23 protein-coding genes are annotated in these 22703 nt (G+C 65.7%); 14 read left to right on the top strand and 9 right to left on the bottom strand.

Going from position 1 to position 22703, the window contains the following annotated elements; genetic code table 11:
• Window positions 1-102 precede the first annotated feature (102 nt).
• From AC1RHV_RS20195 to glcF, 4 genes are all read left to right on the top strand, one after another.
• Window positions 103-1512 carry an FAD-binding oxidoreductase gene (locus AC1RHV_RS20195; protein ID WP_119450530.1) on the top strand — a complete coding sequence of 470 codons (1410 nt, stop codon included), beginning with the start codon at window positions 103-105 and terminating at the stop codon, window positions 1510-1512.
• A gap of 205 nt (window positions 1513-1717) precedes the next feature.
• Window positions 1718-3217 (top strand): FAD-linked oxidase C-terminal domain-containing protein, encoded by a 1500-nt coding sequence (locus tag AC1RHV_RS20190; RefSeq protein WP_054451090.1) that lies wholly within the window; start codon window positions 1718-1720, stop codon window positions 3215-3217.
• A gap of 11 nt (window positions 3218-3228) precedes the next feature.
• Window positions 3229-4335: a glycolate oxidase subunit GlcE gene (glcE, locus tag AC1RHV_RS20185; protein ID WP_492301850.1), complete on the top strand. Its 1107-nt coding sequence runs from the start codon at window positions 3229-3231 to the stop codon at window positions 4333-4335.
• 6 nt (window positions 4336-4341) lie between these two features.
• Window positions 4342-5586, top strand: coding sequence for a glycolate oxidase subunit GlcF (gene glcF / locus AC1RHV_RS20180; protein ID WP_175214023.1), 1245 nt, complete (start codon window positions 4342-4344; stop codon window positions 5584-5586).
• Between the two features lie 36 nt (window positions 5587-5622).
• On the opposite strand, the gene AC1RHV_RS20175 is transcribed toward glcF, so the two are convergent.
• The 5 genes from AC1RHV_RS20175 to AC1RHV_RS20155 all read right to left on the bottom strand — a co-directional run bounded on the left by AC1RHV_RS20175 (window position 5623) and on the right by AC1RHV_RS20155 (window position 10664).
• On the bottom strand, window positions 5623-7062 hold the full coding sequence (locus AC1RHV_RS20175; protein WP_119450528.1) for an NAD(P)(+) transhydrogenase (Re/Si-specific) subunit beta: 1440 nt from the start codon (window positions 7060-7062) through the stop codon (window positions 5623-5625).
• Complete coding sequence (locus AC1RHV_RS20170) at window positions 7059-7376, bottom strand: NAD(P) transhydrogenase subunit alpha part 2 (RefSeq protein ID WP_013392581.1); 318 nt, start codon at window positions 7374-7376, stop codon at window positions 7059-7061. Before AC1RHV_RS20170 ends, AC1RHV_RS20175 begins: the two co-directional genes overlap by 4 nt.
• Before the next feature lie 4 nt (window positions 7377-7380).
• The gene (locus AC1RHV_RS20165; RefSeq protein WP_054451094.1) at window positions 7381-8499 is read right to left on the bottom strand and encodes a Re/Si-specific NAD(P)(+) transhydrogenase subunit alpha; all 1119 of its coding nucleotides are present in this window, start codon (window positions 8497-8499) and stop codon (window positions 7381-7383) included.
• Between the two features lie 231 nt (window positions 8500-8730).
• Entirely contained in the window at window positions 8731-9606 is an 876-nt protein-coding gene (locus AC1RHV_RS20160; protein ID WP_054451095.1) for an N-formylglutamate amidohydrolase, read from the bottom strand.
• 68 nt (window positions 9607-9674) lie between these two features.
• Window positions 9675-10664: a Bug family tripartite tricarboxylate transporter substrate binding protein gene (locus tag AC1RHV_RS20155; protein ID WP_054451096.1), complete on the bottom strand. Its 990-nt coding sequence runs from the start codon at window positions 10662-10664 to the stop codon at window positions 9675-9677.
• A 192-nt stretch (window positions 10665-10856) separates the two neighbouring features.
• Here AC1RHV_RS20155 and gcvA point away from each other — a divergent pair, with 192 nt between their 5' ends.
• The 3 genes from gcvA (at window position 10857) to AC1RHV_RS20140 (ending at window position 13840) form a co-directional block, all read left to right on the top strand.
• Window positions 10857-11783 carry a transcriptional regulator GcvA gene (gcvA, locus tag AC1RHV_RS20150; protein WP_054451097.1) on the top strand — a complete coding sequence of 309 codons (927 nt, stop codon included), beginning with the start codon at window positions 10857-10859 and terminating at the stop codon, window positions 11781-11783.
• Between the two features lie 7 nt (window positions 11784-11790).
• Window positions 11791-12909, top strand: a complete 1119-nt coding sequence (mnmA, locus tag AC1RHV_RS20145; RefSeq protein WP_054451098.1) for a tRNA 2-thiouridine(34) synthase MnmA — start codon at window positions 11791-11793, stop codon at window positions 12907-12909.
• Between the two features lie 112 nt (window positions 12910-13021).
• The gene (locus AC1RHV_RS20140; RefSeq protein WP_054451099.1) at window positions 13022-13840 is read left to right on the top strand and encodes a sulfite exporter TauE/SafE family protein; all 819 of its coding nucleotides are present in this window, start codon (window positions 13022-13024) and stop codon (window positions 13838-13840) included.
• A gap of 207 nt (window positions 13841-14047) precedes the next feature.
• On the opposite strand, the gene AC1RHV_RS20135 is transcribed toward AC1RHV_RS20140, so the two are convergent.
• Window positions 14048-14653, bottom strand: a complete 606-nt coding sequence (locus AC1RHV_RS20135) for a glutathione S-transferase (RefSeq protein ID WP_054451100.1) — start codon at window positions 14651-14653, stop codon at window positions 14048-14050.
• A 161-nt stretch (window positions 14654-14814) separates the two neighbouring features.
• Here AC1RHV_RS20135 and purB point away from each other — a divergent pair, with 161 nt between their 5' ends.
• The 3 genes from purB to AC1RHV_RS20120 all read left to right on the top strand — a co-directional run bounded on the left by purB (window position 14815) and on the right by AC1RHV_RS20120 (window position 17583).
• Entirely contained in the window at window positions 14815-16191 is a 1377-nt protein-coding gene (gene purB, locus AC1RHV_RS20130; RefSeq protein WP_054451101.1) for an adenylosuccinate lyase, read from the top strand.
• A gap of 56 nt (window positions 16192-16247) precedes the next feature.
• On the top strand, window positions 16248-16706 hold the full coding sequence (locus tag AC1RHV_RS20125) for a c-type cytochrome (protein WP_054451102.1): 459 nt from the start codon (window positions 16248-16250) through the stop codon (window positions 16704-16706).
• 127 nt (window positions 16707-16833) lie between these two features.
• Window positions 16834-17583, top strand: coding sequence for a class I SAM-dependent methyltransferase (locus AC1RHV_RS20120; RefSeq protein WP_492301845.1), 750 nt, complete (start codon window positions 16834-16836; stop codon window positions 17581-17583).
• A gap of 37 nt (window positions 17584-17620) precedes the next feature.
• Here AC1RHV_RS20120 and AC1RHV_RS20115 read toward each other — a convergent pair whose 3' ends face one another.
• From AC1RHV_RS20115 to AC1RHV_RS20105, 3 genes are all read right to left on the bottom strand, one after another.
• Window positions 17621-18313 (bottom strand): cytochrome b/b6 domain-containing protein, encoded by a 693-nt coding sequence (locus tag AC1RHV_RS20115; protein ID WP_175163215.1) that lies wholly within the window; start codon window positions 18311-18313, stop codon window positions 17621-17623.
• A gap of 85 nt (window positions 18314-18398) precedes the next feature.
• Entirely contained in the window at window positions 18399-18680 is a 282-nt protein-coding gene (locus tag AC1RHV_RS20110; protein WP_492301843.1) for a hypothetical protein, read from the bottom strand.
• A 665-nt stretch (window positions 18681-19345) separates the two neighbouring features.
• Window positions 19346-19705: a hypothetical protein gene (locus tag AC1RHV_RS20105; protein WP_119450525.1), complete on the bottom strand. Its 360-nt coding sequence runs from the start codon at window positions 19703-19705 to the stop codon at window positions 19346-19348.
• Between the two features lie 90 nt (window positions 19706-19795).
• On the opposite strand from AC1RHV_RS20105, the gene AC1RHV_RS20100 reads away from it, so the two are divergent.
• The 4 genes from AC1RHV_RS20100 to AC1RHV_RS20085 all read left to right on the top strand — a co-directional run bounded on the left by AC1RHV_RS20100 (window position 19796) and on the right by AC1RHV_RS20085 (window position 22665).
• Window positions 19796-20311: a GNAT family N-acetyltransferase gene (locus AC1RHV_RS20100; protein ID WP_225591405.1), complete on the top strand. Its 516-nt coding sequence runs from the start codon at window positions 19796-19798 to the stop codon at window positions 20309-20311.
• Window positions 20312-20466: 155 nt separating this feature from the next.
• Window positions 20467-21180: a DUF3053 family protein gene (locus AC1RHV_RS20095; RefSeq protein WP_175214025.1), complete on the top strand. Its 714-nt coding sequence runs from the start codon at window positions 20467-20469 to the stop codon at window positions 21178-21180.
• A 54-nt stretch (window positions 21181-21234) separates the two neighbouring features.
• Complete coding sequence (locus AC1RHV_RS20090) at window positions 21235-22326, top strand: AI-2E family transporter (RefSeq protein ID WP_175214026.1); 1092 nt, start codon at window positions 21235-21237, stop codon at window positions 22324-22326.
• A gap of 117 nt (window positions 22327-22443) precedes the next feature.
• Window positions 22444-22665, top strand: coding sequence for a hypothetical protein (locus AC1RHV_RS20085; protein ID WP_492301839.1), 222 nt, complete (start codon window positions 22444-22446; stop codon window positions 22663-22665).
• Window positions 22666-22703: the final 38 nt, after the last annotated feature.

Below are 22703 nucleotides of genomic sequence, written 5' to 3'. Positions count from 1 at the left end.
GCCCCTGGCAGCGCCGTGGATCGCCAAGGCCTGGCGGTTTGCGGCGCGGTGCGCGCGGCGGCGTAGAATAATCAGGTTAACGAACCCGAGATCACGCTGACCATGAACGCTCCCTTGCACGCAGAATCGTTGCGCCGCCCGGTGCCGGCCGCTTGTCTGGATGCCTTGCGCGCCCGCTTTGGCGACCGCCTGTCCGAATCCTCCGCCATGCGCGACCATCATGGCCGCGATGAATCTCCCTATCCGGCCATGCCGCCGGACGCCGTGGTCTTCGCGCACACGACCGAAGAAGTGGCCGAGATCGCCAAGCTGTGCAACGAGCATCGCGTGCCGCTGATTCCCTATGGCGCCGGCTCTTCGCTCGAAGGCCATATTCTGGCGATCCAGGGGGGCATCAGCCTGGACCTGTCGCAGATGAACAAGGTGTTGGCGGTCAACGCCGAGGATCTGACCGCCACCGTGCAGGCAGGCGTGCTGCGCAAGCAGCTCAACGAGGAAATCCGCGACACCGGCCTGTTCTTCCCGATCGATCCGGGCGCCGACGCGAGCCTGGGCGGCATGGCGGCCACGCGCGCTTCCGGCACCAACGCCGTGCGCTACGGCACCATGCGCGAGAACGTCATGTCGTTGACCGTGGTGACGGCGGACGGGCGCATCATCCGCACAGCGGGCCGCGCCCGCAAGTCCTCGGCCGGCTATGACCTGACGCGCATCTTCGTCGGCAGCGAAGGCACCCTGGGCATCATCACCGAAGTGACGGTGCGCCTGTATCCCCAGCCTGAAGCAGTGTCGGCCGCGGTCTGCAATTTCCCCACGCTGGATTCGGCGGTGCAGAGCGTGATCGAAATCATCCAGATGGGAGTGCCGGTCGCGCGCGTCGAGTTCATGGACGCGGCCAGCGTGCGCGCGGTGAACCTGCACAGCAAGCTGACCCTGCGCGAAACGCCGCTGCTGGTGTTCGAGTTCCACGGCAGTCCCGCCGGCGTGCAGGAGCAAGCCGAAACCGTGCAAGCGATCACGGCAGACCATGGCGGCATGGACTTCGAATGGGCAGAGCGTCCCGAAGACCGCAGCCGCCTGTGGACCGCGCGCCACAATGCCTACTTCGCCGGCCTGCAACTGCGCCCCGGCTGCCGCGCCAGCACTACCGACGTCTGCGTGCCGATCTCGCGCCTGGCCGATTGCGTGCGCGACACGGTCGAAGAACTCGACCGCGCAAGCTTCCCCTACACGATCGTGGGCCACGTTGGCGACGGCAACTTCCATGTGCTGATGCTGCTCGATGCGGACAGCGCCAAGGAATGGGAAGAATCCGAAACCATCAACCACAACCTGGTGCGCCGCGCGATCGCCGCCGACGGCACCTGCACGGGCGAGCACGGCGTGGGCCTGCACAAGATGCAGTTCATGGCCGAAGAGCATGGCGAGGACGCCCTGGATCTGATGCGCAGCCTGAAGCACGCGTTTGATCCGAACAACATTCTCAATCCTGGCAAGATCGTGTCCTGGTAAGCCTGCTTCGGCAGCGCAGCCGATATCCGAAGCCGACGGCGCGCCGTCGGCTTTTTTCTTGCCGTCCTCAGGCGCGAACGAGGAGGGCGGCTTTCCCGGTGCGGCAGGCGATTACGGCTGGTTACTTATCTGGCGTGCCATAGGTGCACGGATGCGGGTAAATCCCGGTCTGCTAGTGACGGGCGCTCGCGCTATTGTTGCGCTCATGAATTCATTGGTCGAAACCGGCCTGGCACAAGTGCAGGCGCCTTATTCCTTGCAGCAGCTCATCGAGGCGTTGTCGGCCGTGTTGCCCGCGCACTGCGTGTTGTTCCGCGAAGAAGATACGCGTCCCTACGAGTGCGACGGCCTCTCCCTGTATCGCGCGCTGCCTGCGGTCGTCGCCCTTCCAGAAACGGAAGAGCAGGTGCAGGCCGTCATGCGCATCTGCAAACGCCTGAATGCGCCCGTGGTCGCGCGCGGCGCCGGCACCGGCTTGTCCGGCGGCGCCATGCCGCATAGCCGCGGCGTGTTGCTCGGCTTGTCCAAATTCAATCGCATCAAGCACATAGACCTGGCCAGCGCCACGGCCATCGTGCAGCCGGGCGTACGCAATCTGGCGATCTCGGAGGCGGCCGCGCCTTACGGGCTGTATTACGCGCCTGACCCTTCCAGCCAGATAGCCTGTTCCATCGGCGGCAACGTGGCGGAGAATTCCGGCGGCGTGCATTGCCTGAAGTACGGACTGACCGTGCACAACGTGCTGCGCGTGCGGGTCGTGACGATCGATGGCGATGTGGTTGAACTGGGTTCCGAAGCGCCCGATGCGCCGGGCCTGGACTTGCTGTCCGTCTTCATCGGTTCGGAAGGCATGCTGGGCGTGGTCACGGAAGTGACGGTCAAGCTCATTCCCAAGCCGGCCTGCGCGCAGGTCGTCATGGCCAGTTTTTCCAGCGTGGAAGCAGCGGGCAATGCGGTCACCCAGGTGATCGCGGCCGGCATGATACCCGCGGGCCTGGAGATGATGGACCGCCGCGCGACCCACATGGTCGAACCCTTTGTGCGCGCCGGCTACGACATGGATGCGCAAGCCATCCTGCTGTGCGAATCCGACGGCACGCCTGAAGAGGTGGAGCACGAGATCGCGCGCATGGAGGCCGTGTTCCGCGAGGCCGGAGCCACGCGCTGCCAGGTCTCGTCGTCAGAGGCCGAACGCCTGAAGTTCTGGGCCGGCCGCAAGAATGCCTTCCCGGCCGCGGGGCGCGTATCGCCCGATTACTATTGCATGGACGGCACGATACCGCGCCGCCATCTGGCGCGCGTGCTGGGCGCCATCGAACAGATGGAAGACGAATTCAGCCTGCGCTGCGCCAACGTCTTTCACGCAGGCGACGGCAACCTGCATCCGTTGATCCTGTTCGATTCAAACAAGCCGGACGAGGTGGAGCGCGCCGAGAAATTCGGCGCCGCCATACTCGAGCTGTGCGTGCAGGTAGGAGGGACCGTGACCGGAGAGCACGGTGTGGGTATGGAGAAAATAAATCAAATGTGCGTGCAATTCTCTCGCGAAGAACTCGACGCGTTCCTGGCGGTCAAGCGGGCCTTCGATCCGCCCTGCCTGCTCAATCCTGAAAAAGTCATCCCTACGCTGGCCCGCTGCGCCGAATACGGCAAGATGCACGTCCACGCGGGAGAGTTGCGCTTCCCCGATCTCGCCCGTTTCTAGGACCTGTCCTTATGGATTTCGTCCTGTCGGAATTGTGCGACCAGGTCATGACGGCCCGTGCCGGCCACAAACCCCTGTTTGTGATGGGCGGGGGCAGCAAGGCGTTCTATGGCAATTACCGCCCGGTGACGCCGCAGGACGGCCACTGCCTGCTGGACATGACTCCCTATCGCGGCATCGTCAGCTACCACCCGTCGGAGCTGGTGGTGACGGTGCGCGCGGGTACGCCGCTCGCCGAACTTGAAGCCGCGCTGGCCGAGAACGGACAGATGCTGGCCTTCGAGCCGCCGCATTTCTCGGCGTCCGCCACGGTGGGCGGATGTGTCGCGGCGGGGCTGTCAGGCCCGCGCCGCATGAGCGTCGGCGCGCTCAAGGATTTTGTCCTGGGCGCGCAACTGCTGGATTCGGAAGGCCGCATCCTCTCGTTCGGCGGCGAGGTCATGAAGAACGTGGCGGGCTATGACGTGTCGCGCCTGTTGGCCGGTTCGCATGGCATCTTCGGCGCCATACTCGAAGTCTCCCTCAAGGTCGTGCCGCGGCCGATGGAAGAGATCACCCTGGCGTTGCCCGCGACGCAGGCGCAGGCCTTGGCCAGCTTCGCCCTGTGGCGCGGCAAGCCGTTGCCGATCTCGGCCACCAGCTGGAGCGGTGACGAGGCGGGCGCCGAAGGCCAGATGGCCGTGCGCCTGTCGGGCGCGCCGCCCGCGATCGCCAGCGCCCGCCAACTGATAGGCGGCGCGCCGATGGCGCCCGAGGCCGCGCAGGCCTGGTGGCGGTCGCTGCGCGAGCAGACGCATTCCTTCTTCGCGCCGGGCCGGCCCTTGTGGCGCCTGGCGTTGCCGCCCACCGCCGCCGCGTTGGCGCTGGGGCCAACCTTGCTGGAATGGGGCGGAGGCCAGCGCTGGCTGTCGGGCGAGCAAGACGCCGCCGCGCTGCGCGAGACCGCAGAGCGGCTGGGCGGCCACGCCACGCTGTTCCGCACCGGGCAGGGCAAGCCGCCTGCCGACGGCGTATTCCATCCGCTGGCGCCCGGGATCGCCTCGATCACGCGCCGCCTCAAACAAGAGCTCGATCCGGCCGGCCTGTTCAATCCCGGCCGCCTGGTCCTGGATCTATAGGGCATCATGCAAACCAATCTTGCATCCTGGGCACGCGATACCGATCTGGGCAAGGAGGCCGACGCCATCCTGCGGCGGTGCGTGCACTGCGGTTTCTGCACCGCTACCTGTCCGACGTATCAGGTGCTGGGCGACGAGCTGGACAGCCCGCGTGGGCGCATTTATCTGATCAAGCAAGTGTTGGAGGGCGCCGAGCCCACGCAATCCACGCAGCAGCACCTGGACCGCTGCCTGACTTGTCGCAATTGCGAAACCACTTGTCCGTCCGGCGTCCAGTATGGCCATCTGGTGGATATCGGCCGCAAGATCGTGGAAGAGCGCGTGCCGCGCAGCTGGGCCGACAAGACCAAACGCGCCTTGTTGCGCAAGACCATGCTGTCGCCGCTGTTCGCGCCCGCGATGCGGCTGGGGCAGGCGGTGCGCGGCATGCTGCCGGAGGCGCTCAAGCGCAAGGTGCCGGAACGCCGCGCGGCGGGGCCGCTGCCGCAGGTGGCGGGCCATGCGCGGCAGGTGCTGATGCTGGCGGGATGTGTGCAGCCCGCCATGATGCCAACCATCGATGCGGCCACCATCCGCGTGCTGGACGCGGTGGGCATAGGCGCGCGCATCGCGCCCGGCGCCGGCTGTTGCGGCGCGGCCAGTTTCCACCTGGACGCGCAGGAAGAGGCCTTGGTGCAGATGCGCGCCAACGTCGATGCCTGGTGGCCGCTGCTGCAGGATGGCAAGGTCGAGGCCATCGTGATGAACGCGTCGGGCTGCGGCGCCATGGTCAAGGAGTATGCGCATCACCTGCGGCACGATCCGGCCTACGCGCAAAAGGCCGCGGACATCGTGGCGCTGGTGAAGGATGTGGCCGAGATCGTCGCGCCGCATGCGGCGCAATTGCGCGCGCGGCTGCCTGCGGGCACGCGCGCGGCATTCCATCCGCCATGCACGCTGCAGCATTGGCAGGGCCTGCGGCCGCTGTCGGAACAATTGCTGGCGGATCTGGGTTTTGCGTTGCAGCCGTTCGCCGACAAGCACTTGTGCTGCGGTTCGGCGGGCGCCTATTCGGTATTGAATCCAGAGATTGCGCTGGAACTGCGCGACCGCAAGCTGGGCGCGATCGCGGCGGGCGGACCGGACGTGATCCTGTCAGCCAACATCGGCTGCATCGGCCATTTGCAAAGCGGCACCGACACGCCGGTGCGGCATTGGATCGAAGTGGTTGACGAGCAATTGCGCCAGCCTGCGGGCCAGCGCGGCGCGTAGGCGCCGGACGCCTGGCGGCATCCGGCGCCGGGCGTCTTACTCCACGGCCTTGACCATGTCTTCAAGCACCTTCTTGGCGTCGCCGAAAACCATCATCGTGCGGTCCATGTAGAAGAGCTCATTGTCCAGGCCCGCGTAGCCCGATGCCATGGACCGCTTGTTCACGATCACGGTGCGGGCCTTGTAGGCTTCCAGGATGGGCATGCCGGCAATGGGCGACTTCGGGTCGTTCTTGGCGGCCGGGTTGACCACGTCGTTCGCGCCCAGCACCAGCACCACGTCGGTCTGGCCGAACTCGCTGTTGATGTCTTCCATTTCGAAGACCTGGTCGTAGGGCACCTCGGCCTCGGCCAGCAGCACGTTCATGTGGCCGGGCATGCGTCCCGCCACCGGGTGGATGGCGTACTTGACCGTCACGCCGCGCTCGGTGAGCTTTTCCGCCAGTTCCTTCAGCGCGTGCTGCGCGCGCGCCACCGCCAGGCCGTAGCCGGGAACGATGGTCACGCTTTCGGCGTTGGTCATCAGGAAGGCGGCGTCGTCGGGACTGCCCGACTTGACGCTGCGCTGCTGCGCATCGCCCGCCGCAGCGGCGCCGCCAGCCTGGCCTCCGAAGCCGCCCAGGATCACGTTGAAGAACGAACGGTTCATCGCCTTGCACATGATGTAGGACAGGATCGCGCCTGAGGAACCCACCAGCGAACCGGCGATGATCAGCATGGGGTTGTTCAGCGAGAAACCGATGCCGGCCGCCGCCCAACCCGAGTAGCTGTTCAGCATGGACACCACCACCGGCATGTCGGCGCCGCCGATCGGGATGATGATCAGCACGCCCAGCACGAAGGCGATGAGCGTCATGATGATGAAGGGCGTCCATTCCTGCGTGAGCATGAACCAGATGCCGCAAGCCAGCATCAGCAGCGCCAGCGCCAGGTTCAGCATGTGCTGGCCCGAGAACACCACCGGCGCGCCCTGGAACAGGCGGAACTTGTACTTGCCCGACAGTTTTCCGAAGGCAATGACCGACCCCGAGAACGTAATGGCGCCGACGAAAGTGCCGATGAACAGCTCGAAGCGGTTGCCGGTGGGAATCGGCACGCCGACGGGCACGATGCCGAAGGCATGCGGCTCCGCCACCACGGCCACCGCGATGGCGACCGCCGCCAGGCCGATCATGCTGTGCATGAAGGCGACCAGCTCGGGCATCTTGGTCATCTCGACGCGCTTGGCCATCAGCGTGCCGATGGAGCCGCCAACCAGCAGGCCCAGGACGACCCAGCCCAGGCCGATGGTGGCGGAGCCGTCGCGCGCCAGGCCGACGATGAGCGCGGCCGTGGTCAGCACGGCGATCGCCATGCCGGCCATGCCGAACGCATTGCCGAGTCGCGACGTGGTCGGATGCGACAGGCCCTTGAGCGCCTGGATGAAGCAGACCGAGGCGATCAGGTACAGCAGGGTGACGAGGTTCAGCGAGATCATTTCGCTTCCTCCTTGCCCGCCTTGCGGTCCTTTTTCTTGAACATTTCCAGCATGCGCCGGGTCACGAGAAAGCCGCCGAACACGTTGACCGCGGCCAGCGCCACGGCGAACACGCCCATGCCGCGCGCCAGTCCGCCTTCGGTCAGCGCGGCCGCCAGCATGGCGCCCACGATGATGATGGCGGAGATGGCGTTGGTGACTGCCATCAAGGGCGTGTGCAGGGCGGGGGTGACGTTCCACACGACGTGGTAGCCGACATAGATGGCCAGCACGAAGATGATGAGATTCATCAGGGTGGGGTTGATCGCTTCCATGCTGTTAGTTCCTCCGCGCCACGTTGCCGCCTTCGCACACCAGGCAGGCCGCGACGATCTCGTCGTCGCGCTGGATCGCCAGCGCGCCGTCCGCATTGATGATGAGCTTCAGGAAATCCTGGATGTTGCGCGCATACAGCGCCGAAGCGTCGGTCGCGACCAGGCCGGGCAGATTGGTCAGCCCGATGATCGTCACGCCATGCTTTTCCACCACCAGGCCTTTCTCGGACAACGGGCAATTGCCGCCGCGCTCGACCGCCAGGTCCACCAGCACCGAGCCCGGCTTCATGGCCGCGACGGTTTCCGCGGACACCAGTGTGGGGGCGGGGCGGCCGGGAATCAGCGCGGTGGTGATGACGATGTCGGCCTGCTTGCAGCGTTCGGACACGAGCGCGGCCTGCCGAGCCATCCAGGCGGGCGGCATGGGCCGGGCGTAGCCGCCCGTGCCTTGCGCGATCTCGCGTTCTTCGTCCGTTTCGAAAGGGACGTCGATGAACTTGGCGCCCAGCGATTCCACCTGTTCGCGCGCGGCGGGACGCACGTCCGAGGCTTCGACCACCGCGCCCAGCCGCTTGGCGGTGGCGATGGCCTGCAGCCCGGCCACGCCGGTGCCCAGCACGACGGCGCGGGCGGCCTTCAGCGTGCCCGCGGCGGTCATCATCATGGGTATCAGGCGGCCGTAGTGGTGCGCCGCCAGCAGCACGGCCTTGTAGCCGGCCAGGTTGGCCTGCGAGGACAGCACGTCCAGGCTTTGGGCCCGCGTGATGCGGGGCGCGGCTTCCAGCGCGAATCCGGTGAGTCCGGCGGCCGCGATCTGCTGGATGCCTTCGGCGTCGAAGGGATCCAGCATGCCGACCACGACGGCGCCGGATTTCATCTGGGGCAGTTCCGCGGCAGAAGGCGCGCGCACCTTCATGACGAGTTCTGCCCCCAACGCGTCCTGGGCGCTGCCGAGCGTTGCGCCCGCTGCCTCATAGGCTTCGTCGAGATAGCGGGCGGCAGTGCCTGCCCCGCGCTCCACGATGACGGTGTGTTTTCCGCCTACGTACTTCTTGACGGTCTCCGGTGTTGCTGCGACACGAGTTTCCCCGTCTCGGGTTTCTTTTGGTATCCCGATGTGCATCTACGCCTCTCCTCATTAGTTGGCATCAGTTATACACGGGAAAGTGAAAGGAAAGGTGTCGCGCCCCTGGGAAGTGAGGGAGAAGAACCAAGGTTGCATCGGCCCGCCGATGCCCGGCGGCGGGCCGAAAAAAAGCCCCATGGCGAACCATGGGGCTGGGGTCTTGCAACCCAACTGCTCCGGCCAGTCTGACTTTTGCGCTGGCCGGCACCTGCGCGCAAACGTCCGGCGTCAAGCCGTTTGCGCGCGAGTCCAGGTGATCAGCGCGGCGGTGAGTTCGCGCAGATCGGCCTTCAGGCGGCCGTAGTTTTCGGAAGGACGCAGCGAAACTTCGTCCATGTAGAGTTTGCGGTTGATCTCGATCTGCAGACTGTGGCGGCCTTCTTCGGGGCGGCCGAAGGCGCGCACCAGCTCCACGCCCTTGTAGGGATCGTTGACGGTCACGTTGTAGCCGCGTTCGCGCAGCCAGGCGGCGATGAATTCACGGAAGGCCGGGTCGCTGGTGCTGCCGTCGCGGTCGCCCAGCACGAAGTCGGGGTGGACCAGGCCCGGGCGGTCGGTGGCGTAGGCGCCGGCGACGCTGGGCATGGAGTGGCAGTTGATGTGCCAGACCTTGCCGAACTTCTTGTGGGCTGCGTCCAGCACCTGGCCCAGCGCGGCGTGGTAGGGCTTCCAGCAGGCGTCGATGCGGTGGCGCACTTCCGCGACCGTGAGCTTGCGGTTGTAGAGCGGCGTGCCGTCGTCCAGCATGCGCCAGATCAGGCCCTTGCCCAGCTTGACCTTGGGCGAGGCGTTGATGGCGTCGGGCCAGGCGGCGTCCAGCAGCAATTCGTCGATTTCGTCGGGCGAGCGGTTGGCGTCGATGTAGGCGCGCGGGAACGCGGCGGCAATCATCGGCACGCCCATTTCGATGGCGTCGCCCCACAGGTCGTCAACCCAGGTGTCCTCGGCGGTGCGCAATGCGCCAAAGTCCACCGCAGCCGCGAAATCGGGGGGGTAGGCGGTGCCGCTGTGCGGGGAGTCCAGCACGAGGGGAGCCGAGGAGTCCGAATCAGGATATTGCTGCGGGAGGTCGAGCCGGTAAGACAGGGGTTGGGTAATTCGCATAAGGGGGTGTTGCGTTCGTTAATCGGAGGTCCTCGCGCACCGGCGGGCGCGCGAGGACCGAAGATCGCTTAGTCGATCTTCACGTTGGCTTCTTTGGCGATGCGCTTGTTCTTGGCGATTTCAGCCGAGATCTGCGCCGCGAATTCGGCCGGAGTGTTGGCGGCCGGCGCGGCGCCCAGGGCTTCCAGGCGGGTCTTGACGTCGGCTTCGGCGCTGACCTTCTGCACGGCTGCGTTCAGCTTGTCCAGCACGGGCTGGGGCAGCTTGGCGGGAGCCACCAGGCCGAACCAGGACGCGTCGTTCACGGCCGGCAGGCCGGCTTCGGCGAACGTGGGCACGTCGGGCAGGGCGGCCACGCGCTTGGGCGAGGCCACGGCCATGGCGATCAGGCGGCCGGATTGCACGTGCGGCAGCGAGGAGGGCAGGTTGTCATACATGACGTCGACCTGGCCGGCCAGCGCGTCGTTCAGCGCCGGGCCCACGCCGCGGTACGGCACGTGCATCAGGTTGGTGCCCGAAGCCATCTTGAACAGTTCGCCCATCATGTGCGAGACCGAACCGTTGCCGGCCGACGCGTAGGTCAGCTTGCCCGGCTCGCTCTTGGCCAGCTTGATGAAGTCGGCGATGTTCTTGGCCTGGACCTTCGGGTTGATGGTCATGATGTTGGGCACGGCCGCCAGGTTCGAGATGGGCGTGAAGTCCTTCTCGCCATCGAACGGCAGGTTCGGGTAGATGGCCGGGTTGATGCCGTGCGTGCTCACGGTGGCGATGCCCAGGGTGTAGCCGTCCGGCGCGCTGCTGGCGACGAAGGCGCTGCCGATCGAACCGCCGGCGCCGCCGCGGTTTTCCACCACGACGGTCTGGCCCAGCTCCTTGCCCAGCTTGTCGGCGAACAGGCGACCGACGATGTCGGTGGTGCCGCCGGGCGGGAAGGGAACGATCAGGCGGATGGGCTTGGTCGGATACGCGTCTTCAGCGTGCGCGATACCCGAGGTCAGCGGCGCGGCGAGGGTCGCGGCGGCGACGCACAGGCCCAGTACTACGTTACGGCGTTGCATGGATTCCCCTAATGAATTGGAAAGCGGATGCGCAAAGGCAGACGCAAACGCAACGATTCTTTCCTGGCGGTCCGGTTTGCGCAAACGAAAGTTTCTCCGTAAGCTATGACTTTTTTTCATGCCTCTTTTCGCGGCGGCCCGGAACAGGGCCGTTTTCGTTGCGCGGCCTGAAACAATTTGCGTACCTTATCCATGCGGCGATTCTGTCCCTCACTCACGGATCTCCAGGCGTTCGAAGTCGCCGCGAGACATAGCAGTTTCACGCGCGCGGCGCAGGAATTGTGTGTCACGCAGGGCGCGGTCAGTAAGCAGGTGAAACATCTGGAGGAGTTCGTCGGCATCGAACTATTCCTGCGAATCAGGCAAGGCCTGGTCCTGACCGAGGCCGGACGCAGTTACCTGACCAAGATCCAGGCCGGGCTGGGCCAGATCGAAGCCGCCACCGTGGAACTGATCGCGCACCAGGGGCAGGGCGGCACGCTCAACCTGACCTGTATGCCGACTTTCGGGGCGCGCTGGCTGATCCCGCGCCTGACCGCCTTCATGCGCCTGCGGCCGGACATCCACGTCGAATTCCTGCCTCACCGCCAGGGCTATGATTTCTCCACCCCTGAACTGGACGCTGCCGTGCGCTTCGGCGAAGGCATCTGGCCGGGCAGCGGGGCGGACTACATCGTCGGCCGCGAAATCCTGCCGGTCTGCAGCCCGCGCCTGATCCCGGGCGGCTGTGCGGCGCCCGCGGACCTGCTGGCCTATCCGCTGCTGCACCATACCTCGGCGCTGGAAGGCTGGCGCGACTGGTTCGAGCAGGCTGGATGCGATACCCGGCGCAGCCTGGAAGGCGCGCGCTTCGACCAGTACGCGCTGCTGTCGCAGGCGGCCGCGGCCGGCTTCGGCGTGGCGCTGATTCCGCGCTGCCTGATCGAGGACGAGCTGCGCGACGGCAAGCTGGCCGTCGCCATCCAGCTGCCGATACGGGCGCGCATGGGGTACTACCTGTGCTATCCGGAGCAGAAGGCCAACCTGCCCACCCTGCAGGCTTTCCGTACCTGGCTGATGGAAGTGTCGCGGGCGGCCGAGCCGCAGCCGCAGGAAGATGTACGGACCGATCTAAAATAGACCCATCATGAGTCAAAAACTTACCAAGAAAGGCCGCGTTGTCGTCGGCATGTCCGGCGGGGTCGATTCTTCGGTCACCGCCTGGCTGCTCAAGCAGCAAGGCTACGAGGTCGTCGGCCTGTTCATGAAGAACTGGGAAGACGACGACGATTCCGAATACTGTTCCACCCGCCAGGACCTGCTGGACGCCGCCAGCGTCGCGGATCTGGTAGGGGTCGAGTTCGAGTTCGTCAATTTCGCCGCCGAATACAAGGACCGCGTGTTCGCGGAGTTCCTGCGCGAGTACTCCGCGGGCCGCACGCCCAACCCGGACGTGCTGTGCAATGCCGAGATCAAGTTCAAGGCCTTCCTCGACCATGCCATGGCGCTGGGCGCCGAGCATATCGCCACCGGCCACTACGCGCGGGTGCGCGAGGTGCCGGCCGAAGGCGGCGGCACGCAGTTCCAGCTGCTCAAGGCGCTGGATGCGTCCAAGGACCAGAGCTACTTCCTGCACCGCCTGAATCAGGCGCAGTTGTCGCGCACCATGTTCCCGCTGGGCGAGATCCACAAGACCGAGGTGCGGCGTATCGCGCACGAGATCGGCCTGCATAACGCCGCCAAGAAGGATTCCACGGGTATCTGCTTCATCGGCGAGCGGCCGTTCCGCGAGTTCCTGAATCGCTACCTGCCGACCGAGCCGGGTCCGATCATGACGCCGGAAGGTCAGAAGGTAGGCCGTCACGAAGGGCTGTCGTTCTATACGCTGGGCCAGCGCAAGGGCCTGGGCGTGGGCGGGGTGAAGGGGCGCCAGCGCGAGGACGGCACGGCCGAAGCCTGGTACGTGGCGCGCAAGGACCTGGAGCGCAATGTGCTCTACGTGGTGCAGGGGCATGACCATCCCTGGCTGCTGTCGGGCGAGCTGCGGGCGCAAGACGCGAGCTGGGTCGCCGGCCACGCGCCAGCCCCGGGCGCCTATGGCGCCAAGACGCGCTACCGCCAGGCCGATGCCGCGTGCAGTCTGGCTGGCGCTGCCGACGGCACCTTCAGCCTGAGCTTTACCGAACCGCAGTGGGCGGTCACGCCCGGACAGTCCGCCGTGCTTTACGATGGCGAGGTTTGCCTGGGCGGCGGCATCATCCTGTAGGTATGGGCGCCGCGCCGGCATCCGCCGCGTGGCGAGCACGGATTTCAATCAAAGCCCCTCGGGCGCGGCCCTTGGGGCTTTGTTCATTACCAAGAAGAAAGAGGAGACAGTTGTGGATGTAACGATGGTGATTTGCCTGCTGGTGCTGGGCGGCGTGGTGGGTTTCGCCGCGGGCCTGCTGGGCATAGGCGGAGGCATGTTGCTGGTGCCTTTCCTGACGATGCTGTTCGCGTGGAAGGGCATGCCCGCCGACCTGGTTGTTCATGCCGCCATCGCCACGTCGATGACCTCGATCCTGTTTACTTCCATTTCCAGCGTGCGGGCGCACCAGCAGCGCGGCACGATCAAATGGAACATCGTCTGGGCGATGGCGCCGGGCATCATCATCGGCGGCCTCCTTTCGGGCGGCGCGGTCTTTGCCGCGCTCAGCACGCTGTGGCTGTCGCTGTTCTTCGCGCTGTTCGTCGGCTATTCCGGCTGGAGCATGCTGCAGAACAAGAAGCCCAAGCCCAGCCGCCAGATGCCGGGCGTGGTGGGCACCAGCGCGGCTGGCGCGGGCATCGGCTTTCTGTCTGGCCTGGTGGGCGCGGGCGGCGGTTTCCTGTCGGTGCCTTTCATGGTCTGGTGCAACGTGGCCCTGCACAACGCGGTGTCGACTTCGGCCGCGCTGGGCTTTCCCATCGCGCTGGCCAATAGCGTCGGTTACGTGGTGTCGGGCCTGAACTCGGGCGAAACGCGTCCGGGCATGCTGGGCTATATCTACTGGCCCGCCTTGATCGCGCTAGTCTGCACCAGCGTGCTGACGGCCCCGCTGGGCGCGCGCATGGCCCACCGCCTGCCGGTGCAGACCCTGAAGCGCGTGTTCGCCTGCCTGCTGTTCGCGCTGGCCGCGTACATGCTGTTCAAGGCCTGGCAGACGTTCAACGCCTGAGCCAGGTAGGGCTGCGCCGATAGAAAGGCGCAGCTCACGCAAAAGCGCCGCCGATGCAGAAGCACAGGCGGCGCAGAGGCAAAGGCAGAACGGAAGCGCGGGCGGAGCAGGGGCGAGGCCAAGTAGAAGCCGGGCCGCACGGATCCGGCTCCGCCGGTCCGTAGCGGCGCCCCCTGGGGGGGAGGCGCGCAGCGCCTCGGGGGGGGCTTATCCTGGAACGGTATCGATGAAGGACTGGCGCTGCGACAGCTTGTCGTACAGGCGGGCCAGGTTCTGGTGGTTGGTGCGCCAGTCGAGCGCGGCGAAGCGCAGGTCCAGATAGCCCAGCGCGCAGCCGACTGCGATGTCGGCCAGGCTGTAGTTGATGCCCATGCAGTGGGCGTTGTCGCCCAGGCTCTTGTTCATCGCGTCAAGGCTGGCATGGATCTTGGAATACTGGCGCTCGATCCATTCGGGGCTGCGCTGAGCCTCGGGACGCTGGTTTTCCTTGACGATGGTCACGCAGGCGTCCAGGAGGCCATCGGCGATGGCTTCCCAGCACTTGACCGCGGCGCGATCGCGCCCCGGCTGAGGAATCAGGCGGGCAACAGGGGACAGGGTGTCGACGTATTCGACGATGACGCGCGAATCGAAGAGGGCGCCGCCATCTTCCATGACCAGGCAAGGTACCTTGCCCAGCGGGTTGTACGTTTGGATCTGCGTGTCGGCGGACCAGACGTTTTCGAGTTCAAGCCGGTAGTCCAGCTTTTTCTCGGCCATGACGATACGCACTTTGCGCACGTAAGGACTGGTAAGCGAGCCGATCAGTTTCATGGAGTCACAAGCGGAGTCGGAAAGCGGCCGAAGTATAGCAGGCCGCATGACGGCAAGACGGCCAAAAGGCCGGAATCTTCGTCAGTTTGCCACAATGTTGCGCGCTTCCGGATGATAAAATCGCCCGATTCGCTCATTCCCCGCTTTTTCTCTTCCAGACCATGCAAATCGCCGATCAGCTCAGCCAACTCAACGCCCTTTCGCCACTGGATGGCCGGTACGCTTCCCGGGGCGACGCGCTGCGCGGCCTGCTCTCCGAAGCCGGTTTCATGGCGCACCGCGTCGAGGTCGAGGTGGCCTGGCTGGTCGCGCTGTCCGACGCCGGCCTGCCGGAGCTGCCCGCCTTCTCCGAAGCCGCCCGCGCCCGCCTGCAACAATTGGTGCGCGACTTCTCCGAGGCCGACGCCGCCCGCATCAAGGACATCGAACGCGTCACCAACCATGACGTCAAGGCCGTCGAGTACTGGCTGAAGGAAAAAGTGGCCGATGACGCCGAGCTGGCCCGCGCCGCCGAGTTCATCCACTTCGCCTGCACCTCCGAGGACATCAACAACACCTCGCACGCGCTGATGCTGACGCGCGCCCGCAACGAGGTCGTGGTGCCGCGCCTGCGCGAACTCGCCGCCAAGCTGAACGACATGGCGGTGGCCCAGGCCGATCAGCCCATGCTGTCGCGTACCCACGGCCAGCCCGCCAGCCCGACGACGCTGGGCAAGGAATTCGCCAACGTGGCCGCGCGCCTGAACCGCGCCATCGCCGCGGTCGAGGCCGTCGAACCGCTGGCCAAGCTGAACGGCGCCACCGGCAACTACAACGCGCACCTGTCGGCCTACCCCGAAATCGACTGGCCCGCCTTCAGCCAGCGCGTGCTGGCCGGCCTGGGCCTGACCCAGAACCGCCACACCATCCAGATCGAACCGCATGACTGGATGTCGGCCCTGTTCGACGCCATCACGCGCGCCAACATCATCGTGCTGGACCTGGATCGCGACGTCTGGGGTTACGTGGCGCTGGGCTATTTCAAGCAGCGCCTGAAGGAAGGCGAGGTCGGTTCCTCCACCATGCCGCACAAGGTCAACCCGATCGACTTCGAAAACTCCGAAGGCAACCTTGGCCTGGCCAACGCCGTGCTGCGCCACCTCGCGGACAAGCTGCCGATCTCCCGCTGGCAGCGCGACCTGACCGACTCCACCGTCCTGCGCAACCTGGGCGTGGGCCTGGGCTACTGCCTGGTGGCTTGGGATGCCTGCATGCGCGGCCTGGGCAAGCTTGAAGTCAACACCGTCGCCATCGACGCCGACATCGACGCCTGCTGGGAAGTGCTGGCCGAGCCGGTGCAGACCGTCATGCGCCGCTATGGCCTGCCGCAGCCGTACGAACAGCTCAAGGCCTTGACGCGCGGCAAGGGCATCACCGAGGAAGGCCTGCGAGAATTCATCCAGGGCCTGGCCCTGCCCGAAGAGCCCAAGGCGCGCCTGTTGGCGATGACCCCGCGCTCCTACATCGGGCTGGCCGCTGACTTGGCCCGGGCGGTATAGTCGCCTTGCCGCGCGCCCGGGGTGCGCGGCTTCTGTTGACCTTACGGGAGATTGCAATGAAGAAGTTGTCCACGCTCGCCGCGTTGGCCTGTATGACGGTTGGGCCCCTGCTGGCGACGAGCGCGTCCGCGCAGTTCGCCAAGCCCGAGGACGCCATCAAGTACCGCCAGTCGGCGCTGACGCTGATGGCTTCCCACTTCGGCCGCATGGCGCCGGTGGTCAAGGGCCAGCAGCCCTATGACGCCGCGCAGATCAAGGCCAATGTGGAAGTGCTGAAGACCTTGTCGGCCTTGCCGTGGACGGCTTTTGGCGCCGGAACCGAAGGCGGTGACGCGCGTCCTGAAGTCTGGAGCGACGCTGCGGGCTTCAAGCAGAAGCAGCAGGCCTTCCAGGACAATATCGTCAAGCTGTCGGCCGCTGCCGATGCCGGCGACCTGGACAAGCTGCGCGCTGCATTCGGCGACGTCGGCGCAAGCTGCAAGGCCTGTCACGACGCGTATCGCAAGAAGAAATAAAGCGCCTGCCGTCCGCGGACGGCATATGGACAAAGAGGCGCCAGCGTAACCGTTGGCGCTTTTTTTTATGGCGTTGCCGAGCGTGAGTCCCTGGGATTGCGCGTCGGTCCCGCGCAGGGGAGAGGGGATGAAATCCTTTGATGAACTGGTGGCAGAGGCCGACGCCGCCGATGTCAGCGGGTGGGGCTTCGGCTGGCTGACGGGGCGCGCTTCCGAGGAGCGTCCGCCGTGGGGCTACGCCAGGCTGCTTGCGCAGCGCCTGGCCACAGTGCGGTCGGCGCTGGACCTGGATACGGGCGGCGGCGAAGTGCTGGACGAGGCTCCGTACTTTCCACCGACGATGTGCGCGACCGAAGCCTGGCCGCCCAATGCCAGGAAAGCGCATGAACGCCTGGCCGCTCGTGGCGTGCGGCTAGTGCAGACTGCGCCGGGCGCTGGCTTGCCGTTTGCCGATGCGTCGTTTGAGCTCGTGACGTCCAGGCATCCCGTGAGCCCGGACTGGGCAGAAGTCCGCCGGGTTCTCGAGCCGGGCGGGTGTTACTTCGCCCAGCACGTGGGGCCGGCTTCGGCCTTTGAACTGATCGAGCATTTCCTGGGGCCTTTGCCGGCAGAGCGGCGCCTGCGGGATCCGCAGGATGAAGCGGCCGCCGCAGGGGCCGCGGGACTTGCGGTGACGGACTTGCGCACGACCCGTTGCCAGATGGTGTTCCATGACGTCGGCGCCGTGATCTGGGTCCTGCGCAAATGCGTGTGGTGGGTGCCCGATTTTTCGGTGGCGAGGTATCGCGATGCCCTGCTGGCGCTGGATCAGCGGATGCGCCGGGGAGAGCCGTTCGTGGCCCATTCGACGCGGCACTTGATCGAGGCGCGGCGTTGAGCGGGCCGCAGCGCTGCTTTCGCGCCGTGTGAGCCGGTCAGGAAAAAGACATGTCGGCCGCCACTTCCAGCGACCGGATCCACAGCACCAGGCCCGTGACACAGGCGCCCAGCACCAGCGCGCGCAGCCAGACGGCGAAACCGTCCTGCGTGGGGGGCGTGCCGGCGGGCACGTCCTTGGCATCGACCTTGCCGGTGATGATGGCGCGCACCAGGCGCTTGCGGCGCACCAGCGCGTACCAGAGCACAGCTGCAATATGAAGGGCGACCAGGGCCAGGATGACCCACTCGTTCAGCTTGTGCCAGGACGTCATGGCGGCGGAAATGGATTCGCTGACGTGGCCGAACAAGGGGCCCTGCGTCATGATGTCGTCGGTGGTGAACAGGCCGCTGAGCGCCTGGAAGCCGATGACCAGCAGCAGCGCCAGCACCGATAGCGCGCCCAGCGGGTTGTGGCCTGCGGGCGCCGCGGCGCCCTTCAGATAGCGGGCCACGGCCGCCGGGCCGCGCACGAAGTGCGAGAAGCGGGCGTAGCGCGGGCCGACGAATCCCCACAGCAGGCGAAACAGGATCAGGCCCAGCGCCGTACAGCCGAAGCGCACGTGCCAGTCCATGTACAGGCCGCCCAGCTTCACGCTGACGAACGCGCCGACGATGCAGACGACGAGCGCCCAATGGAAGAGGCGGGTGGGAAGGTCCCAGATGTGGACCGCGAGACGGTTGTTCTGCATGGTGGGATAGCCAGGGCTGTATTGCCGGGGACTTTATCACGCAAAAATTGCCCCGTTGCTTGCGCAAACGGGGCGGGGTACCGCTTTAGTGAGTGGTGCTGCGCACCGGTTCGATGCGATGCACGTGCTCATGGCGGAAGCGGATGCGCTGGCCGGGGGCCTTTTGCGCGGGTGCGCCGCAGGGCACGACTTCGGTCGTGTAGGTGGTCGTGCCATCGATGGGCGCGTTGTAGATGACCGTGGCGCGGATTTCCGGGCCATTTGCGGGCTTCAGGTAAACGATGTCGCCGATATGGATCGGCATGTTGTCCAGCATGGTGTGGGCCGGGCGACGGATCAGGTCCGAAGTGGTGAAACGAGTATTCATGGTGTTTGTTCTCTTGGTTTCTAGTTATGGGAAAAGCCGCGTCTGGTCACGCGGCGCGCAGCATTCCTGCCGCGTGCCGCTGCCAGCCGTATCAAATTGGCAGGCGTGTCGTGACACTAACGCATATTTGCCGCTGTCCTTTTGCGCATTCTCATGTTTTGCGCGCACGGCCTGGCGGCGCGATGCTGTCCATCAGTCCGGGACGGCATCGTTTCGGGCTGCGCGATGCGCGTACCTGCGCAAAGCATGCATGCGGACATGCGCGGCCCGAGGGGTCATGCAGGACAGGCAGGCCCTGCTGATTGCGGCGCGATTATCGGTATTCGTCGCTTGCGCGTGTTGTAGGCGCCGCTGATTGTCTTGTTGCTTCTTGCCAAGCCGGACTGGCGGTTTGGTGAAGGCGTCTTGTTCCAGGCCGCAATCCGGATTTGCGGTTTTCGCAAATGGGACGGGATGCTTGGGCTTGGATGTTTTCGAGGGTCTGCTTCGGCGTCTGGGGAGGGGCTGATGTACAGGCCTCAGTGCCAGCGCCGTCGTTTATCACCGCGTTTTTTCGTATGGAATTTGGCGAAAACGGCAGAACTCAACCGGTAATATTACAGGCAGTTGATGCTTTTGGCAAGTGTTTTGTGGTAGGGAGGAGACTCCTCCCCCGTCCTTGGCCTTTAATGGGTTGCCGGGCGAGCCTGGCGCTGGGCTTCGATGATGAGGCCTTCCAGGCGCGGCGACATGCGCAGCGCCACTTGCGCGCTGGTCTGGCCGTCCGGCTGGTTTTCGGTTTCCAGGGCGAGTTCGATGCGCTCGTTGTCGAAGGCTTCGGGGGCGGCCTGGATCTCCACATAGCGGGCCAGCAAGGCGTCGACCGCCTTTTGCGCGTCGGCCAGCGCCTCGTCGGACAATTGCCCAGGGCTCAGGTACTGGTTGACCACCCGCGCCAGATCGGTCATGAAGAACAGCAGGGCGGCCGCGCCGCGGCAATCGGGATGGGCAAAGCCCCAGGTATCGGAGGTGGCGTTTTGAGTCATGTCTTGGGGCTGAGCTGTGTTGCAGGGCCGTAATGGCGGAAAACGCCATTTTATGGGATCGGACTACAGGCCCGCATCAGGCATACTGCCATGCCTATGATCAGACTCGCACGACCTTCAGACCTGGCCAGCCTGGCCGATATCGAACGCTCCGCCGCGCGGCGCTTCCTGGGCACGCACATGGCGTGGGCCGCTGGCGACGATACGGCGCCGCACGCCGAGCTGGCGCAGGCGCAGGCGGCCGGATTGCTTTGGATCGCAGAAGGCGAGGGCCAAGCCGCAGGCTTTGCGCTGACCCGGTCCATGGATGGCGATCTCTACCTGGCCGAAATGGCGGTAGCGCTGCCGTGGCAGGGGCGCGGCCTGGGCCGGGCGCTTCTGGCCGCCGTGTGTGCGCATGCCCGCAATGCCGGCTGCTACCGGTTCGTGGTGCTGACCACCGACCGCGAACTATCCTGGAACAGGCCGTTTTATCTGCGGCAAGGTTTCGTCGACGTCGCGACAGGGGAACTCTCGCCCGGGTTGCGGACGCGCCTGAGCCATGAGGCGGCCATGGGTTTTGATCCTGCCCGCCGCTGCGCCATGGCGTATCCCCTGGAGCCATGATGCGGGCGGCGCACCCTGTGTCAACACGCTTCGATAGCAACAAAATCCGCCCGCTGGCAGCGTCGGAAAGCGCCTTCGGGATAATCTGCCGGAGGGCGGCCGCCCGGTTCGCGGGCGGCGCCGGTTTCGCGAACCCGCATGCAAGGAGGATGGGCATGGCATTGCTGCGAGCTTGCCTGCTGGGCCTGGCGATGGCATCGATGCTGTTTCTGTCGGCCTGCGTCAACAAGGAACCCCAGGAGCGGGCCGCCTTCATCCAGTTGCTGCAAAGCCGGATGAACAGCGCGTCGCTGCTGCCCATCGGCAGCCTGAGCGAACCTGAAAAGGAGGCCATCGGCGGCTATGCCGATGCCTATGAGGTCATCGCCGATTTTCAGGAAATCCTGACGCAGGCAGCGGCGTCCATGCGTGACGCGTCGGAAGCCGAGACCCTGCGTTCCGTGGCCGATATCGTGGAACGGCGGGACCGCCTGGAGGCCGCGCGCAAGACGCTGGCCGAGCAGGCAGCCGAGGTGCAGCGGGCCCAGGCCAAGGCGGATAAGGCGCGTGCGGCGCTGGCGCTCCCGGCCGATCTGGCGCCCGTCTACGACGGTGTTTATGACGAAGCCGTGACGGCGCCCGCGGCCGAGGTGTTGGATGCCGCGGCCGCCATGGACGCGGTGGCGCGCGATGCGCTGGGCGTGGCGGATTTCGTCGCCGCCCATGCGCAGGACATCCTGCTGACGGACGGGCAGGCGCGTGTCGCCACGCCCACGCTGCAGCAGGAGCTGAACCTGCGCCTGCAGGGATTGAACGCGCAGTCGGATGTTCTGGAGCACGCGCGCGCCGTGTTGCGCCAGGCTGCCGGGCAGCCGCAGGACGCCCGCTGAACGGCGCTTTGTACAATGCGGGTCTCGCGGCGTCAGCCGAGCCTGGGACGTAATATGAGCGAATCTTCCAGCATGCACTACAGAACCTTTCTGCTCCTGCTGGTGGTGGTCACCATCGCATTCGGCTGGTTGTTGTGGCCTTTCTACGGCGCTGTTTTCTGGGGCGCTGTCCTTGCCATCATCTTTGCGCCGCTGCAGCGCCGGCTGGTGGCGCGCATCGGCGGACGGCGCAACCTGGCCGCGCTGATCACCTTGCTGCTGGTGCTGCTGCTGGTGATCCTGCCGCTCATCGTCATCAGCGGATCGCTGGTGCGCGAAGGGGCGAACCTCTATCAGAGCGTCAAGTCCGGGCAGATCAACTTCGGCGACTATTTCCAGCAAGCCATGGCGGCTTTGCCGCCGTCGGTGCATGATCTGCTGTCGCGCTTCGACCTGGCCGACATACCGAGCCTGCAGGAAAAACTCAGCGCGGGCGCCATGCAGGCCAGCCAGTTCCTGGCGACCCAGGCCTTGAACATAGGGCAGGACACGTTCCAGTTCGTGATCAGCTTCGGCATCATGCTGTACCTGCTGTTCTTCCTGTTGCGCGACGGCCCGCAGCTATCGGCGCGGCTCAAGCGCGCCATGCCGCTGAGCGACACGCACAAGCAGCATCTGCTGCGCAAGTTCACCACCGTGGTGCGCGCCACCGTCAAGGGCAACGTCGCGGTGGCCGCGGCGCAGGGCGCGCTGGGCGGCATCATCTTCTCGATCCTGTCGATCCAGGGCGCGCTGCTGTGGGGCGTGATCATGGGCTTTCTGTCCTTGCTGCCGGCGATCGGCGCGGGGTTGATCTGGGCTCCGGTCGCGATCTACTTCCTGTTGACCGGGGCCACGATCAAAGGCGTTGTGCTGATCCTCTTCGGCGTGCTGGTCATCGGCATGGTGGACAACGTGCTGCGCCCCATTCTGGTCGGCAAGGACACCAAGATGCCGGACTATGTGGTGCTGATATCCACGCTGGGCGGCATGGCTTTGTTCGGCCTGAACGGCTTCGTGATCGGCCCCTTGATTGCCGCGCTGTTCATGGCAAGCTGGGATTTGTTTGCCCCGCCGGTGGAAGGATTCACGGACGACGCCGCAGACAAGTCGCGCGCCCGAAAGTAGGCGCGGCGGATCGCCCGCCAGTCCGTCCGTTGCAAGACGGGTGTATGGTGTAGCAGGCCGGCTTCCATCGGGGCCGGCCTGTCGTATCAACCTCGACTTTTCGGGAGCGCGTCGGACATGGAATGGAAACTGCATCGATCGGGTTGGATCGAAGAACGCAACTTCGACATCGAATTCGCCGAGACGCCCGACGGCTACCACGCCCGGGTGCGGGTCTTCGGATTCCCGGTGCTGGAAGACACCAAGCATGTGTTTCCCAATGAGGCGCTGGCTGAAAAAGGGGCGCTGACGCTGCTCAAGACCCAGTTCATCGGCACCCCGGATCTGGAAGACCGGTAGACGTACCCGGCGGCGCGCCTCTGTAGTAAATTGGGGAC

It is taken from the genome of Achromobacter sp. GW823-FHT04E03 (assembly GCF_058796095.1).
This window is presented reverse-complemented; position numbering and strand designations above follow the sequence as displayed.

Excerpts from the sequence above, each read along its gene's own strand:
- AC1RHV_RS20195 (WP_119450530.1), top strand. The coding sequence starts at position 103 with ATGAACGCTCCCTTGCACGCAGAATCGTTGCGCCGCCCGGTGCCGGCC.
- AC1RHV_RS20190 (WP_054451090.1), top strand. The coding sequence starts at position 1,718 with ATGAATTCATTGGTCGAAACCGGCCTGGCACAAGTGCAGGCGCCTTAT.
- glcE (WP_492301850.1), top strand. The coding sequence starts at position 3,229 with ATGGATTTCGTCCTGTCGGAATTGTGCGACCAGGTCATGACGGCCCGT.
- glcF (WP_175214023.1), top strand. The coding sequence starts at position 4,342 with ATGCAAACCAATCTTGCATCCTGGGCACGCGATACCGATCTGGGCAAG.
- AC1RHV_RS20175 (WP_119450528.1), bottom strand. The coding sequence starts at position 7,062 with ATGATCTCGCTGAACCTCGTCACCCTGCTGTACCTGATCGCCTCGGTC.
- AC1RHV_RS20170 (WP_013392581.1), bottom strand. The coding sequence starts at position 7,376 with ATGGAAGCGATCAACCCCACCCTGATGAATCTCATCATCTTCGTGCTG.
- AC1RHV_RS20165 (WP_054451094.1), bottom strand. The coding sequence starts at position 8,499 with ATGCACATCGGGATACCAAAAGAAACCCGAGACGGGGAAACTCGTGTC.
- AC1RHV_RS20160 (WP_054451095.1), bottom strand. The coding sequence starts at position 9,606 with ATGCGAATTACCCAACCCCTGTCTTACCGGCTCGACCTCCCGCAGCAA.
- AC1RHV_RS20155 (WP_054451096.1), bottom strand. The coding sequence starts at position 10,664 with ATGCAACGCCGTAACGTAGTACTGGGCCTGTGCGTCGCCGCCGCGACC.
- gcvA (WP_054451097.1), top strand. The coding sequence starts at position 10,857 with ATGCGGCGATTCTGTCCCTCACTCACGGATCTCCAGGCGTTCGAAGTC.
- mnmA (WP_054451098.1), top strand. The coding sequence starts at position 11,791 with ATGAGTCAAAAACTTACCAAGAAAGGCCGCGTTGTCGTCGGCATGTCC.
- AC1RHV_RS20135 (WP_054451100.1), bottom strand. The coding sequence starts at position 14,653 with ATGAAACTGATCGGCTCGCTTACCAGTCCTTACGTGCGCAAAGTGCGT.
- purB (WP_054451101.1), top strand. The coding sequence starts at position 14,815 with ATGCAAATCGCCGATCAGCTCAGCCAACTCAACGCCCTTTCGCCACTG.
- AC1RHV_RS20125 (WP_054451102.1), top strand. The coding sequence starts at position 16,248 with ATGAAGAAGTTGTCCACGCTCGCCGCGTTGGCCTGTATGACGGTTGGG.
- AC1RHV_RS20120 (WP_492301845.1), top strand. The coding sequence starts at position 16,834 with ATGAAATCCTTTGATGAACTGGTGGCAGAGGCCGACGCCGCCGATGTC.
- AC1RHV_RS20115 (WP_175163215.1), bottom strand. The coding sequence starts at position 18,313 with ATGCAGAACAACCGTCTCGCGGTCCACATCTGGGACCTTCCCACCCGC.
- AC1RHV_RS20110 (WP_492301843.1), bottom strand. The coding sequence starts at position 18,680 with ATGAATACTCGTTTCACCACTTCGGACCTGATCCGTCGCCCGGCCCAC.
- AC1RHV_RS20105 (WP_119450525.1), bottom strand. The coding sequence starts at position 19,705 with ATGACTCAAAACGCCACCTCCGATACCTGGGGCTTTGCCCATCCCGAT.
- AC1RHV_RS20100 (WP_225591405.1), top strand. The coding sequence starts at position 19,796 with ATGCCTATGATCAGACTCGCACGACCTTCAGACCTGGCCAGCCTGGCC.
- AC1RHV_RS20095 (WP_175214025.1), top strand. The coding sequence starts at position 20,467 with ATGGCATTGCTGCGAGCTTGCCTGCTGGGCCTGGCGATGGCATCGATG.
- AC1RHV_RS20090 (WP_175214026.1), top strand. The coding sequence starts at position 21,235 with ATGAGCGAATCTTCCAGCATGCACTACAGAACCTTTCTGCTCCTGCTG.
- AC1RHV_RS20085 (WP_492301839.1), top strand. The coding sequence starts at position 22,444 with ATGGAATGGAAACTGCATCGATCGGGTTGGATCGAAGAACGCAACTTC.